13 protein-coding genes are annotated in these 13,375 nt (G+C 48.2%); 7 read left to right on the forward strand and 6 right to left on the reverse strand.

Going from position 1 to position 13,375, the window contains the following annotated elements; translation table 11 throughout:
• Nucleotides 1-14: 14 nt before the first annotated feature.
• The 7 genes from IEX60_RS12670 to IEX60_RS12700 all read left to right on the forward strand — a co-directional run bounded on the left by IEX60_RS12670 (nt 15) and on the right by IEX60_RS12700 (nt 5,892).
• Nucleotides 15-1,151 (forward strand): aspartate aminotransferase family protein, encoded by a 1,137-nt coding sequence (locus IEX60_RS12670; RefSeq protein ID WP_188751195.1) that lies wholly within the window; start codon nt 15-17, stop codon nt 1,149-1,151.
• Between the two features lie 33 nt (nt 1,152-1,184).
• Nucleotides 1,185-2,159, forward strand: coding sequence for a Rossmann-fold NAD(P)-binding domain-containing protein (locus IEX60_RS12675; RefSeq protein WP_188751197.1), 975 nt, complete (start codon nt 1,185-1,187; stop codon nt 2,157-2,159).
• 7 nt (nt 2,160-2,166) lie between these two features.
• Complete coding sequence (argB, locus tag IEX60_RS12680; RefSeq protein ID WP_188751199.1) at nt 2,167-2,958, forward strand: acetylglutamate kinase; 792 nt, start codon at nt 2,167-2,169, stop codon at nt 2,956-2,958.
• Between the two features lie 81 nt (nt 2,959-3,039).
• Nucleotides 3,040-3,843 carry a pyrroline-5-carboxylate reductase gene (proC, locus tag IEX60_RS12685; RefSeq protein ID WP_188751201.1) on the forward strand — a complete coding sequence of 268 codons (804 nt, stop codon included), beginning with the start codon at nt 3,040-3,042 and terminating at the stop codon, nt 3,841-3,843.
• Nucleotides 3,836-4,900 carry a M20 family metallo-hydrolase gene (locus tag IEX60_RS12690; RefSeq protein WP_188751203.1) on the forward strand — a complete coding sequence of 355 codons (1,065 nt, stop codon included), beginning with the start codon at nt 3,836-3,838 and terminating at the stop codon, nt 4,898-4,900. The genes proC and IEX60_RS12690 overlap by 8 nt, the downstream gene beginning before the upstream one ends.
• Before the next feature lie 82 nt (nt 4,901-4,982).
• Nucleotides 4,983-5,417: a PepSY-like domain-containing protein gene (locus IEX60_RS12695; protein WP_188751205.1), complete on the forward strand. Its 435-nt coding sequence runs from the start codon at nt 4,983-4,985 to the stop codon at nt 5,415-5,417.
• 154 nt (nt 5,418-5,571) lie between these two features.
• A complete protein-coding gene (locus IEX60_RS12700; protein ID WP_188751207.1) occupies nt 5,572-5,892 on the forward strand; it encodes a heavy metal-binding domain-containing protein in 321 nt (106 codons plus the stop codon).
• Here the strand turns inward: IEX60_RS12700 and IEX60_RS12705 are convergent.
• The 6 genes from IEX60_RS12705 to IEX60_RS12730 form a co-directional block, all read right to left on the reverse strand.
• Entirely contained in the window at nt 5,882-6,736 is an 855-nt protein-coding gene (locus IEX60_RS12705) for an alpha/beta hydrolase (RefSeq protein WP_188751209.1), read from the reverse strand. The genes IEX60_RS12700 and IEX60_RS12705 overlap by 11 nt on opposite strands.
• Before the next feature lie 106 nt (nt 6,737-6,842).
• Nucleotides 6,843-8,579, reverse strand: coding sequence for a cellulase family glycosylhydrolase (locus tag IEX60_RS12710; protein WP_188751211.1), 1,737 nt, complete (start codon nt 8,577-8,579; stop codon nt 6,843-6,845).
• 29 nt (nt 8,580-8,608) lie between these two features.
• The gene (locus tag IEX60_RS12715; protein WP_188751213.1) at nt 8,609-9,985 is read right to left on the reverse strand and encodes a glycoside hydrolase family 5 protein; all 1,377 of its coding nucleotides are present in this window, start codon (nt 9,983-9,985) and stop codon (nt 8,609-8,611) included.
• A 13-nt stretch (nt 9,986-9,998) separates the two neighbouring features.
• Nucleotides 9,999-10,850 (reverse strand): glycoside hydrolase family 16 protein, encoded by an 852-nt coding sequence (locus IEX60_RS12720; RefSeq protein WP_188751215.1) that lies wholly within the window; start codon nt 10,848-10,850, stop codon nt 9,999-10,001.
• Nucleotides 10,851-10,863: 13 nt separating this feature from the next.
• Entirely contained in the window at nt 10,864-11,793 is a 930-nt protein-coding gene (locus tag IEX60_RS12725) for a PKD domain-containing protein (protein ID WP_188751217.1), read from the reverse strand.
• A 53-nt stretch (nt 11,794-11,846) separates the two neighbouring features.
• A complete protein-coding gene (locus tag IEX60_RS12730) occupies nt 11,847-13,364 on the reverse strand; it encodes a RagB/SusD family nutrient uptake outer membrane protein (protein WP_188751219.1) in 1,518 nt (505 codons plus the stop codon).
• Nucleotides 13,365-13,375: the final 11 nt, after the last annotated feature.

The following is a 13,375-nucleotide window of genomic DNA, read 5'->3' on the forward strand; positions in this document are numbered from 1 at the left end:
CAATAGTATAGTGTATGAACCTATTTGATGTATATCCTATTAATCCCGTGGCTATAACGAAAGCCAAGGGCAGCACGGTTTGGGATGCCCAGGGAAATGAATACCTTGATTTATATGGCGGGCACGCGGTGATTTCTATCGGGCACACCCATCCCCATTACCTGAAACGTGTTACCGAACAGTTGGCACAGATCGGATTTTATTCAAACTCTGTTGAAATGCCTTTGCAACAACAGCTCGCTGAATTATTGGGGAAGGTTTCTGGAAAAATTGATTATCAGTTATTCCTATGTAACTCGGGGGCGGAAGCTAACGAAAATGCATTGAAGTTAGCTTCCTTCCATAATGGCCGAAAAAAAGTTATTGCTTTTAGGGGTGCATTCCATGGACGCACTTCCTTGGCGGTAGCAGCTACTGATCATCCGAAGATTGTTGCTCCTGTGAACGAGACGGACAATGTTGTTTTCCTTCCCTTCAATGATGTGGAAGCGCTGGAACATGCTTTTTCCACATTTGGTGAAGAAGTGTCTTCCGTGATCATAGAAGGCATACAGGGAGTAGGAGGAATACGGGTGGCCTCTAATGAATTTTTACAGAAGATCCGGGCATTGACTATCCAATACGGCGCTGTATTTATCGCCGATTCTGTGCAATGTGGATACGGACGTACCGGCCGCTTTTATTCACATGATCATGCAGGAGTAGATGCGGACATATACAGCATGGCCAAAGGCATGGGCAACGGATTCCCCATCGGTGCCATTGCCATATCGCCTGCCATTAAACCCTGGTTCGGAATGTTAGGTACCACCTTTGGCGGCAATCACCTTGCTTGTGCAGCCGCATTGGCGGTGTTGGAAGTCATCCAGCATGAAGAGCTGATGCAGCATGCAACCGAGGTGGGCGACTACCTGATTGCGGAACTGGCGAAGTTTGCTGCCATCCGGGAAGTACGTGGCAGAGGGCTGATGATCGGTATCGATCTTCCGGAAGAGCTGAACACGATCAAGCGTGATTTGTTGGCTAAAAACCGTATCTTCACAGGCGAAGCTAAACCGAATGTGATCCGGTTGTTGCCAGCGCTGACGATAACCAAAAACCATGCAGATCGGTTTCTCGAAGCACTGGATGAAAGGCTGAGGGAATTTTAGATATTGGATAATATAGCAGATAAGTTTACGCGAATGACACAATTTTTTTCTGTAGCGGATGTAGATAATCTATCTCAATTGGTAGATGAGGCCCTGCAATTAAAAAGCAATCCGTTTGCCGCTGAAAACCTGGGCAAGCGGAAGACCCTGGGTTTGGTTTTTCTCAATCCAAGTTTACGAACCCGATTGAGCACCCAAAAGGCTGCCATTCATTTGGGTATGGATGTGATGGTCATGAATATGGATAAGGAGGGGTGGGCATTGGAGACGAAAGATGGGGTAGTCATGGATGGAAATACCGTGGAGCATATCCGGGAGGCTGCGGCCGTAATGGGGCAATATTGCGATATCCTAGGCTTACGGTCTTTTCCCAAATTGCAGGACCGTGAGGAAGATTACAGTGAGGGCCTGTTCAGAAAGTTTATCGACTACTGCAAGGTACCGGTGATTAGCCTCGAAAGTGCGACACGTCATCCCTTACAGAGCCTTACGGACCTGATTACCATACGGGAATATTGGCAGGAAACGATTAGACCTCCCAAAGTCGTTCTGGCTTGGGCTCCACATATTAAGGCGCTTCCGCAAGCTGTGCCCAACTCTTTTGCAGAATGGATGTGCCGGGCTCAAGCCGAAGGAATGGTTAATTTTACCATTGCACATCCAAAGGGATATGCGCTTGCTGAAGAATTTACGGACGGTGCTGACCTCATTCATTCCCTGGATGAAGCAATTAAGGGAGCAGACTTTGTTTATGTGAAGAACTGGTCCTCTTATGAAGATTACGGTAAGATCCATCCGGTTGAGGGGAAGTGGATGATCGATTCAAGCAGATTAGCGTTGACAAATGGCGCCAAGGTCATGCACTGCCTACCTGTGCGCCGCGATTTGGAATTAGCCAGTGAGGTGCTGGATGGTCCCGATGCACTGGTGATCCAGGAGGCTGGAAACCGTGTATGGGCGGCACAAGCGGTATTAAAGCGTATGCTCGAACAATTACAGGAAAAATAAGGCAAAGATGCGAGCAAAATTGTGGGTTATTAAGATCGGAGGCAACATCATTGATGATGCGGAAGGGTTAGGACGATTTTTGGAGCGTTTTGCCAACCTGCGCGGATATAAAATATTAGTCCACGGTGGTGGAAAGATTGCAACCCGGATGGCCGCAGATTTAGGTATTGAGGCCAAGTTGGTGGAAGGCCGGCGCATCACCGATGAAGCGATGTTACGCATCGTAACCATGGTGTATGCGGGGTTGACCAACAAACAGATTGTCGCCGAGTTACAAGAGAAAGGCTGTAATGCCATTGGATTGAGTGGTGCCGATGGAAACGCGATCCGGACCGTAAAGCGCCCGGTGAAGACGGTCGATTATGGGTTTGTAGGCGATATCCTGCCAGGTTCTGTCGACACCGACACAGTCGCGACTTTTGTGAATGCTGGTTTTACACCGGTATTTTCTGCCATTACGCATGATGGACACGGGCAGTTGCTAAATACCAATGCCGACACCATTGCTGCTGCATTAGCTGTAGCCCTGTCGGCCCAGTATGCCACGTCTTTGGTTTATTGTTTTGAAAAGCGTGGTGTACTCCGCGATATTACTGATGAAAATGCTATAATCCCTGAAATACGTGCAGGAGAATTTGAGCAGTTGAAGACGTCGGGAATCATTGCTGATGGGATGGTGCCCAAACTGTACAATGCATTTGAAGCCATTGGTAAGGGAGTGGATGAAGTATGCATTGGCCATGCCGAAGATCTGCATTTGTTGCGCGAACAGCACTTCGGGACAAGACTGGTGCGGTGAGGGCAGTTGTCGGCGCCGGATATCAGATTGAGGAGTAGGGGATAAGGGGGAACTTGTAATTTACGATAATATAACCTGAAAATGAATAAGATAACGATTATTGGAGGTGGGAATATCGGCCTTTCCTTGGCCAGGGGGTTGGTTAACAAAGCATATTGCCAAGCACAAGATATCACCTTGACGCGGAGAAATCTCAAGTCATTGAGCGAGGAGGCCGCGGACGGCTTCAAGGTGAGTGATAACAACAAAGTGGCCATCCACGACGCCAATGTTATCGTATTGGCTGTTTTGCCACAGCAATTGAAAAAAGTGTTGGAAGAAATTGCTCCTGTTGTATCGCCCGAAAAGCACATTGTAGTGTCGGTAATTTCGGGGGTTACCTGCGCCGATGTACGCGACAAGTTAGGCAATAATGTGCAGGTTGTCCGTGCTATGCCCAATACAGCCATTGCCATTGGTCAGTCGATGACCTGTATCGCGTCTGATAATGCTTCGGAGGAAGAGTTGGAACGGGTGACCCAGCTATTTGAAACGGTCGGTTCGGTAGTGACCATTAACGAAGATCTGATGACGTCCGCTACGGCGCTATGTGCCTGTGGCATCGCCTTCTTCCTCCGTGCGATCCGGGCCGCATCCCAAGGGGGCGTAGAAATCGGATTTCATGCGCATGATGCATTAAAAATGGCGGTTCAGACCGCTAAGGGTGCGGCAGACTTATTATTGCAAACGCAGAGCCATCCGGAAGGAGAAATCGACAAGGTTACTTCACCCAAGGGCTGTACGATAGCCGGATTGAATGAAATGGAACACAATGGGTTCAGTTCAGCTTTTATAAAGGGGATCAAATTGTCGGCGTTGAAAGCCGGAGGACTCTACAATGATTGAAAAACTGGTCCAGGATAGTACGTCGCTCCTGAGGGATCTTATTCGTATCCCTTCGTTCAGCAGGGAAGAGAACCAAACAGGCGATACGATTGAGCGGTTTCTGCAGCAACGGGGCGTGCGCACGTATCGGAAGATGAACAATGTTTGGGCTTATAACAAGTTTTTTGATCCGGCTAAACCGACTATCTTGCTTAATTCGCACCATGACACGGTAAAACCCAACACCGGCTACACACGTAATCCGTTTTCACCCGACATAGAAGATGGTATTTTGTATGGATTGGGCAGTAACGATGCCGGTGGATGTTTGGTGTCATTGATTGCCGCTTTTTTATATTTTTATTCACAGCAAGGACTCAAGTATAATCTTTGCATTGCGGCGACGGCAGAGGAGGAAATATCCGGTATCAATGGATTGGAACTGATCGTCCCCGATATAGGCTCCTTGGATTTTGCCATTGTAGGCGAACCGACGCTGATGCAGTTGGCCGTTGCAGAACGTGGACTGATGGTGCTGGATTGTGTGGCCCATGGCCAAGCAGGTCATGCAGCCCGTGAAGAAGGCGACAATGCCATTTATAAGGCGCTCAGAGATATTGAGTGGTTCATCACCTATCGTTTTCCTAGAGAATCGGAAGAGTTCGGACCGATCAAGATGAGTGTCACTGTTATCCATGCCGGGTCACAGCACAATGTTATACCCGCTACGTGTGAATTTGTAGTAGATATCCGGGTAACAGATGCCTATCGCAATGAAGAAGTACTTGACATTATCCGGCGGCATGTAACCTGTGACGTTAAGCCCCGTTCGTTGAGGCTTAAACCCTCCTCGATACCCAAAGATCATCCCATTGTACAGGCTGGCCTTGCGCTGGGGCGGACTACCTATGGATCGCCAACCACCAGTGATCAGGCACTACTGGATATTCCTTCGCTCAAGTTGGGTCCGGGGGACTCTGCCCGTTCACACATGGCTGATGAATTTATTTACCTGAATGAAATAGACGAGGGAATCCATCTGTATATAGCGATACTTAACAAAGTAGTTAACGGTTAGGTGATTTTTTTTATGAATGAGTAAGGGTATATTGCTCTTACGTTGTCTTGTGTAAAATTCAAGAATAACAAAATACATAATCATGAAAAAAACAAACTATCTGATGGTTCTATTAAGTGCAGTATTGGTATTGGTTGCAGCTTGTGATAAGGAAAAGGTGGTTTCCGCAGACGGACTTCCTTCCAAAGCCCAGACCTATATTACACAACATTTTCCGGAACATGAGATTCTGCAAGTGGTAAAGGAGCGTGACGATCTGAAGACATCCTACGATGTGTACCTGAGCGAAGGTTATAATCTGGATTTTGACAAAAACGGAAATATCGTGGGGGTAGAAGGCTCAAAAAAGCTGCCGGATAGCGTTATTCCCTCCAGCATACTTACTTACGTAAACGCCAATTATTCCGACTATTTCATATTAGACTGGGAATTGGATGACCGTGGGCAGGAAGTTAAGTTATCCAATGGGATGGAATTGCAGTTTGATAAGAATGGCAATTTCCAACGGATCGATTAACACTAGCAGGGATTCCACGCAAAGCCGTAAGCGTGTCTTTTTCGGTTTTGCGTGGAGACCTTGATAATATACGATTCGCCTAGCCGTAGCCTGTAGTTACTTTTTATGTAACATTTCCGGTTGAATACCATCCAAATGGTAAAAGTCAATTGCCATGCTTATCACAACAACACCTCAGGTAGAAGGGAAAAGAATCACTAAATATATAGGTTTAGTGAGTGGGGAAACCATCATCGGAGCGAATTTCTTCCGGGATATCTTTGCTGGAATACGAGATATCGTCGGTGGTCGTTCTGGATCCTATGAAAAAGTCTTGCGGGAAGCCAAGGAGACGGCTGTTTATGAAATGCAGCAATATGCAGCTTCTATGGGGGCTAATGCGGTAGTGGGAGTGGATCTTGACTACGAAACCGTGGGGAGCGGGGGCAGCATGCTTATGGTCACCGCCAGCGGCACCGCCGTGGTTATTGAGTAGGGGGCTGATTGAAAAAACTTTGGAGTCCCTTGATAAAGCTTAATTGGCCCGTGTCCATGTGATCCAAAAAGTTATAAATGAAAGCATTCAAATATACATGTTGGATGTCTTGATTTTTAAAAGCAACGGTCAATTTATAAATGGGATTGAGGGTCCATTCGCTATTTTCCAAACTGCCTGCTGTTAAAACCATGTTTAGGCGACTATCGGGCTTGTGAAGAGCCAGTTCGTCGGGTAGCCGATCCAGGTAAAAATCATGATACCACAGCGAGGGGCTCGCCGCAACGATGTTGGAAAAGATGTTTTGATCCTCTTTTACCTGTTGCAGCAAGGCCGCTAGTGCAAAGTATCCACCAAACGAATGCCCCAAGAGCGTACGCTGCGTGGTATCTACCCGTATTTCCATTTCCACCTGCGGCAATAACTCTGTGGTTATGAACCTGTAAAAATTGAGTCCACCGCCGGGAGCCGTTATTTCGTCTGATTCCAATGGTTTCGGGTAAAGGAAGTCCCGTACGCGAAGCGAATCCATTTTTTGAAAATCACCATATCCAATGCCTACCAAAATCAAAGGAGGCAGTAATCCTGTCATTTCATACTGCCTTATCAAGGGAGCCATCGAAGGGAAATAGAAGTCACCATCAACCAGCAAAACTATTGGGTAGCGTTGAGTGGTGTCTGAATAATAATCTTTCGGCAGTTGCATCGCTACGGTAAATGTATCGCCCACAGTAGCTGAATGATATTCACGGGTCGTGGTAAGATAATTAATCGGCTGGTTAAGTTGGGCTGTACCCAATGAAGGGAGTAGTAACAGCCACACAAGTAACGTATTATTTTTCATGGTTTACTGATTAAGCTGAAACAAAAATAAGGGCCTAATCAGCAGATATGTAGGTATTTAACGTTTTTAACAACTTTTACATTTTTTAACAATGTATGTCGGAAAGTTAGCGTCCAAACCGGAAGGATTTAAAGTTGAACCCTCCTACCTCAGCTAATATGCGTATTACACAATCTCCTTTGGCGAGTTCAGGAATCTCTATGGGAATGAGTGTCCAATGTTGTCCGCCCTCCGTTGCGGGAACTGAAATGGGTTGTTCCAATAATGTTCCATTGATATTCAATTGGATTCGGCCATGATCCGTTTCGTTAGACACCTCCAACTGTAGACGCTGAAGTCCGTCTTCATCGATTTCCAGGGTGTATTGAAGCCATTCACCGTCCTTGATATCAAAAATATGATAGCCCGACGAATCGGGCCGGATATCTACCCCGTCATTGCGGTAACTGTGACCACGGTTCCCCTGCGTATTCATACCGGGTGTATAATGATAGCTCGCTGTATCGGTGTCGTAATAGGCAACCCGTTGCCGACCTAAATCGAAGTCTACGGCATTCACTACGGACCCCGCGCGGATTGAATGTTTTACAAAAGGAAGGGCGTTGCGGGCGTGCACCTGCCGGAACATGGCATCAACCACGTCAGGATGGAAGATGTTGTTTTTCAGTTTGAGGTTTTCCAACCATTCGTTCAGGATGCGAAGTGCATCTTCTGGAGCAGGTTTTTCGCTTTTGCCCGACCAATAGTTAAGCAGATGTGCATATCCTTCCGGCTCCTTGATTTCTAAGGGTTGGTTGATACCCATTTTCTTATTTTGCCACCATGCCCACCCGATGCCATTGGTTTCACACAATTCAATGGCTTCGGTAAACCATGTGTTGGAGTTTTCACCCGATTCACCCAGCCACAATGGTATGTTATGTTCTTCGCGAAGGTCAAGAAACTGTTGGATGGCTTCCTGTACATTTGGATTGCCGTATTTGTGAAAACTAAGTACAAGGTTATCGTCCCACTTCGGAAAAATGCCATGGTAGTTGTTTGCGAATCCGTTTCCTTCCAGGAAGATGATGTGGTTGGTGTCTACTTCGCGGATGGTACGGGTCACCTCCACAAGAAACTGCCTTAGGGGAGCATTGGTTCGCTCGGCTATCCCTCTGAAATCGGTCGAATCCTCGAAGCCCCAATTGGTTTCATTGAGTACATCATAGCCACCGATCCATTCTTCTTCCGCATACCGCTCGGCTAATTTGCGCCATAGAGCGATGGTTTTAACTCGGTTTGCCTCACTTTCCCAAAAGGATGGGTTGTTGGGATTACGGTCGGAGATATTGAGATCATTACCTTGTCCTCCGGGGGCGGCATGGAGGTCGAGGATGAGGTACATACGGTTCGCTTTGCACCATTCAAGCAAGCTGTCTGTCATTGCAAATCCCTTTTCCAGCCATGTATGTTCGCCGGCCACGGGTTCCTCCTCCACGGGAAGCGTATATAAGTTATAATGCATGGGAAGCCGTATGGAGTTGAAACCCCAGGCTGCCATGGAGTCGATATCTGCTTTTTGGGTATGATTGGCCAGCCATTGTTCATAAAACTGTGACGTCCTTTCTTCGCCGACCAAATCTTCGATACATGCGCGGATGCGGTATTGTCTACCCAAGAAGCCCAGTCTAAACATATAACCTTCCTGCAACATCCACCCGCCGAGGCCCATTCCACGCAGGATGACGGTGTCTCCCCGGCCGTTGACAATGTGATGGCCTTGGGCTTTGAGAAAATTTCTTTGGGGAGGATGGCAGGCAGAGGCTAGTAACGCGAAAAATAGTATGGCTAAGAATGTTCTCATCGTATATCTTTCAAAAGTCGTCGTTTTACTTAGTAATGAATGGGGGCAACTGCTGCGACCGCACCCGGATTAATAATGCAGTTTTCAAATCGGATGCTCTCAAGCACTACATCCATCGCATCGGCTCCATCCGTTGGGAAATTACCCGGAATACGCATTAGTGCTGCATTTGGATTGGTATCGTGTCTCTTGAGGGGCCAATGACACCAGCCTATGTTATTATCTTCCAGTTTCCGGATGTTCTGGCGCAGCCATTCATTGGTGTTCTCTCCGGTTTCGCCTACCCAGACCGGAACATTCAGCCGATCTCTGAAATTCACCAGATTGCGGATGCGGTTGATTTGATTGGGGTCGGGATCTTGCTGCAGGTCATCTGCCTCGGGTATCCAATAGCGATGGGCACTGTAGATGAGGTTGCTGGCGTCGGTGAAATCGCCCGGTAATAAGCCGTTGTAATTGTTCCCCCACCCATTTCCTTCTACCATGATCAGGTGGGTATCCCCGCTGGCGCGTATTACATTGATGATGCGTTCGTGGATGCTCTGTATCCATGCGTTTTGAGGTACATTATTGGGCTCATTGATAAGGTCGTACCACGCAATGCGGTCGTCATCGCGATAACGGGCGGATATGGCTTTCCATAGTGCCACCGTAACGTCCTGGTAAACGGGACGCCCTTGGGTATCCCGGCCTAACCATAAATAATTCGGTTCAAAAATGTCTGCGATATTGATATCGGTGCCTTGACCACCGGGCGCAGCATGTAGATCGAGCACAACATAAAGGTTATTAGCTGCGCACCAGTCCAACAAGCGATCAATGAGGATAAAACCATCCAGATCGTCTTTTGTAAACAGGTCGCCCGTATCATTCCATGCTGCCAATGCATGGGTATACGTATCCAAGGTCGCTGGGTTGCGGATGACCGAATGCCTTAGGGCACGCTGTTCCGGGGTGAGAAATAAGTCGTAGTGCATTGGCAATCGTACGGAGTTGAAACCTAGTGAAGCAATGTAGTCAATGTCTTTCTTTGTAATGAAGTTATCCCGCCACTGCCGATAAAAAGTCTCTACCTGCTCCTCCGTTAGTCCTTGGTTGTAATAATTCCGCTTCATTTGCCATTGGGTCGCAGCCTTGCTTTGATCGTGTGGATTGAGCATGTAGCCTTCTTGGAGCAGCCAATACCCCAAGCCGACGGCACGCAGTACCACCTCTTCGTTTTGTGTATTGACCACCTTGTTTCCTTCGGCCCGGAGGCGGCTGAGTTGAGTAAACGAAAGAGAAATACGTTCTTTCGGGGGTGGTGGCTCCGGCGGAGGAATATTGGGGGGCTGTGGATCAGCGCGCAAGCAGCCGAGTATTGCCCACAGCGCCCCTATCCAAGTGATATGTTTGATTGCAATCATTCGTGAGAGCCGGTCAATTTTCAACGAGGTCATAAACCCGTACATAGTCTACTTCCATACTGGCTGGAAAAGCGGCCTCATCAACTCCCTGCTGTCCGCCCCAATTGCCACCTACAGCAATATTGATGAGCCAATGGAAGCCTTTGTCGAATGGCCAAACGCGGAATCCGCCACCTTCATTGGTAAAACTGAAAATCTGCACATCATCGACATATCCGCGGATATACGCAGGAGTCCAATCCACGCGGTACAGGTGAAAGTCAGTCGTCGCATTTTCGATTCGCTTGGTTGCGGTTTTTTGGGTGCCTATGACGTGATTATATGCCTCGGTATGCACACTGATGTGCACAACGTCCTGATCATATCCTACGTGTTCGAGAATATCGATCTCGCCCGATGCCGGCCATCCTCCGTATTCCCAATCGGTAGGGAGCATCCATACTGCTGGCCACGTCCCCACGCCGGGGGGTACTTTGGCCCTGACTTCGAACCGGCCGTAGCGGAAGTCCGCTTTTCCACGGCTCACCAGCCGCGCCGAGGTATAGTCAGATTCCTCGTAGTCCTCGCGGATTGCGGTAAGGGTGAGTACACCATCGCCCACCTTCGCATTTTCCAATCGTTTTTCTGTATAATACTGCAACTCGTTGTTGCCCCAGCCACCTGCCCCTATATCGTATCCCCATTTTGTTTCATCGGGTAGTCCGTCATAGTCGAATTCATCCGCCCAGGACGGGGCAGCTGTAAAGGTATATTCCTTTGGCTTGGGCGGCTCGGGGTCAGGAATATTCGGTACCCGCGGTTCTTTGCTGCATGCGATGAGCAAAAAAGGGAATAAAACAAAGCTTGTCATGTGATAAAAATTCATTGGTATGTATTTATCAGTTGTCGGATCGCAAGGTAAAGGTCCACCAACCGGCCCCGCCGATGTTTACGCCGATTTTCAGGATGTCATATCCTTCTCCATTGACATTTTGTTCCATTGCGATGATATCATAGGTGACGGATTCCCCGGCGGGACCTTCCGGCGTTTCACCACCGTTGTGGGCTTTTTTTACACCGATATGGGCACCGCGGCCATCCAGCCGTAGTTGACCCAACCCGTTAATGCCGGTACCTTCGGTGACCGAAAATTTAAACGTACCCGAATTCCATGCGGCTTGGTTACCGGTCAGGTTACTAGCCGGTTCACAAGATGTTGATGCACTTCCAAGGTATCCATCGGCAAAGAAATCGCCTTTGTTGTCGTAGATAAAAGTGCCTTCGGGATCAAACTTAAAGGTGAATTCATCGTTGAATTCACAGGCTCGTCCCGTGACTTCGCCGGTACCGCTTGCCCACCAATTGCCTGAATCAGGACCTTGATCGCCTACTTTAAATGCACCGGCTTCCGGGTTATATCGCCATACTTTTTCGGTACATCCGGCGATAAAACCAAGAGCGCGGTCGGGATTGCAGGCAGTAGGATCGCTTTGCGAGATCGTTACTTGCTTCGTTACGGTGGCAATGCCGCCTGGAGTGACCGCTGTCAATGTCACATCGTATTCTCCTTCGAACGTAAATCTGGCCGAAACATTGTCTCCCTTAAATTTCTGACCCGTACTGGTTTCCCAATATGCAATTGAAGTGCCAGGGGTACTATTGACGAACACCATGGTATTGGAGTCATCCCCGGATTGTATTTCAAAATCGGCAGCGGGGATGCTGCCCAAGCTGTATTTTTCCTCCTTGCAACCGTGCAAAGGGAGTATTGTTATCAGAAGCCCGCCCACGATCATTTTCAATGGGGAGGTAAATGCATATCTGTTCATTTTTATATCAAACTAATTGATGATAACTAATTGTCTGTTATTCATAGTGTCCCTTATTTATACGCATCGTGTTGCACCAATTGCGTATTCAGCAATTCGGCATACGGGATAGGCAGTACCTCGTGTTTGCCTGCGACAAACCCGCGGGAAGCCAGGGCGGTTGCTGCTCTCCCTGACCTAACGAGGTCGTACCAACGATGGCCTTCGGTGGCTAACTCTTTCCGGCGTTCGAGGAAAATATTGTCCAATGTGGCTTCTATCGGGTTGAGTCCCACGCGGCCCCTTACGGCATTAAGTAATTGATAAGCGCGGGTACCGGGTCCGCCGCCTTGCCCATCTTCAATGAGGGCCTCAGCTTCCATCAGGTAAGTATCGGCTAGACGGATTTCGATGTAATCCTGGGGGTAATTCAGTTCACGCACACCAGATGTGGCGGCAAATTCAACCAAGGGTGCGTATTTTTGGATAAACCATCCGGTGTTCATGTATCCTTTTTCGTATTGCGCAATCCCATTTTTTTCCAAGCTATCTAAATCTGCTACGGTTGCCTTGAAGCGCGGATCGTAATGCAGTAGATCATACAACTCCTGGGTAATGGGGCAGAAGCTCCAGCCGGAATAATAATAGGGACCGCTATATCCCCTTGGGCCAAACATGGTAGTGGCTACGTTGCCGTAGAACTGCCCCCAATGATCCCACGTGCGGGCACCACCCTGCGAACATACAATTTCCAAAATGGATTCAGCGTGAAATTTGTTGTCGGGGCGGAAGACATCTTCAAAATTCTCCAACAAGCGGTACCCATATTCACTAGTACCACCCGGCGTTCCGTTTACAACTGCGAGTTCACGGGCGGCATCTGTCCATTTCTTTTGATACAGGTATACTTTGCCTAAGAGTGCCTGTGCCATGCCCTTTGTAGCCCGTCCTCCTTCAGTTGCAGCAGGCACTGTTGGGGGTAATACAGCTAAGGCATCTTTCAAATCTTGCTCGATCTGAGCATATACGACAGTCGGATCCACCTGGACTTGCTCACGCATGTTGTCCGTGGTTAAGGGTTCCAAATAAAAAGGAATGTTCCGGAATAGCCGCACCAGGTCGAAGTAAAAATAGCCCCGTAAAAATTTGGCCTCAGCAAGGTAACGCGCTGTGACTGCCTCGCTAAGCCCCGGAATGCCGGCTTCTAATTTCTGGATGAAAATATTGGCCCGGGATACACCCGTGAAGTTGCGGTTCCAATAATCCTGTTGCGGACCCTGACTCTCATTGAGTGTATAGTTGCTCCAGCGTTGCCAGGTCTCCATGTCATTGGGGCCACCGCCACCGGCTACGTGATCGTCTGATGCACTGTTAACCGCGCCAAAGTTGAGGTACGATACGGCTGTTTGCCAACCGATGGGATCATACACCGAAACCAGGCCTGCCAAAGCTTCGTCTGGATTACTGTAATAGGTTTCTTCCATCAATGTGCCTTTTGGATCCGGATCGAGAAATGCATCGGAACACGAACCCAACCCAATCAGCACAGCGGCTATCATGGAGAGGGTAAGATAAGTGGTATTTCGTTTCATGATTATGCTGT

This window comes from Parapedobacter defluvii (assembly GCF_014642075.1).
In the GTDB taxonomy this organism is placed as follows: Bacteria; Bacteroidota; Bacteroidia; order Sphingobacteriales; family Sphingobacteriaceae; genus Parapedobacter; species Parapedobacter defluvii.

Bases quoted from the DNA above. Each gene is read 5' to 3' on its own strand.
- IEX60_RS12715 (WP_188751213.1), bottom strand. From the start codon at position 9,985: ATGATTGCAATCAAACATATCACTTGGATAGGGGCGCTGTGGGCAATA.
- IEX60_RS12730 (WP_188751219.1), bottom strand. From the start codon at position 13,364: ATGAAACGAAATACCACTTATCTTACCCTCTCCATGATAGCCGCTGTG.
- IEX60_RS12725 (WP_188751217.1), bottom strand. From the start codon at position 11,793: ATGAACAGATATGCATTTACCTCCCCATTGAAAATGATCGTGGGCGGG.
- IEX60_RS12670 (WP_188751195.1), top strand. From the start codon at position 15: ATGAACCTATTTGATGTATATCCTATTAATCCCGTGGCTATAACGAAA.
- IEX60_RS12675 (WP_188751197.1), top strand. From the start codon at position 1,185: ATGACACAATTTTTTTCTGTAGCGGATGTAGATAATCTATCTCAATTG.
- IEX60_RS12720 (WP_188751215.1), bottom strand. From the start codon at position 10,850: ATGAATTTTTATCACATGACAAGCTTTGTTTTATTCCCTTTTTTGCTC.
- IEX60_RS12705 (WP_188751209.1), bottom strand. From the start codon at position 6,736: ATGAAAAATAATACGTTACTTGTGTGGCTGTTACTACTCCCTTCATTG.
- IEX60_RS12710 (WP_188751211.1), bottom strand. From the start codon at position 8,579: ATGAGAACATTCTTAGCCATACTATTTTTCGCGTTACTAGCCTCTGCC.
- IEX60_RS12690 (WP_188751203.1), top strand. From the start codon at position 3,836: ATGATTGAAAAACTGGTCCAGGATAGTACGTCGCTCCTGAGGGATCTT.
- proC (WP_188751201.1), top strand. From the start codon at position 3,040: ATGAATAAGATAACGATTATTGGAGGTGGGAATATCGGCCTTTCCTTG.
- IEX60_RS12695 (WP_188751205.1), top strand. From the start codon at position 4,983: ATGAAAAAAACAAACTATCTGATGGTTCTATTAAGTGCAGTATTGGTA.
- IEX60_RS12700 (WP_188751207.1), top strand. From the start codon at position 5,572: ATGCTTATCACAACAACACCTCAGGTAGAAGGGAAAAGAATCACTAAA.
- argB (WP_188751199.1), top strand. From the start codon at position 2,167: ATGCGAGCAAAATTGTGGGTTATTAAGATCGGAGGCAACATCATTGAT.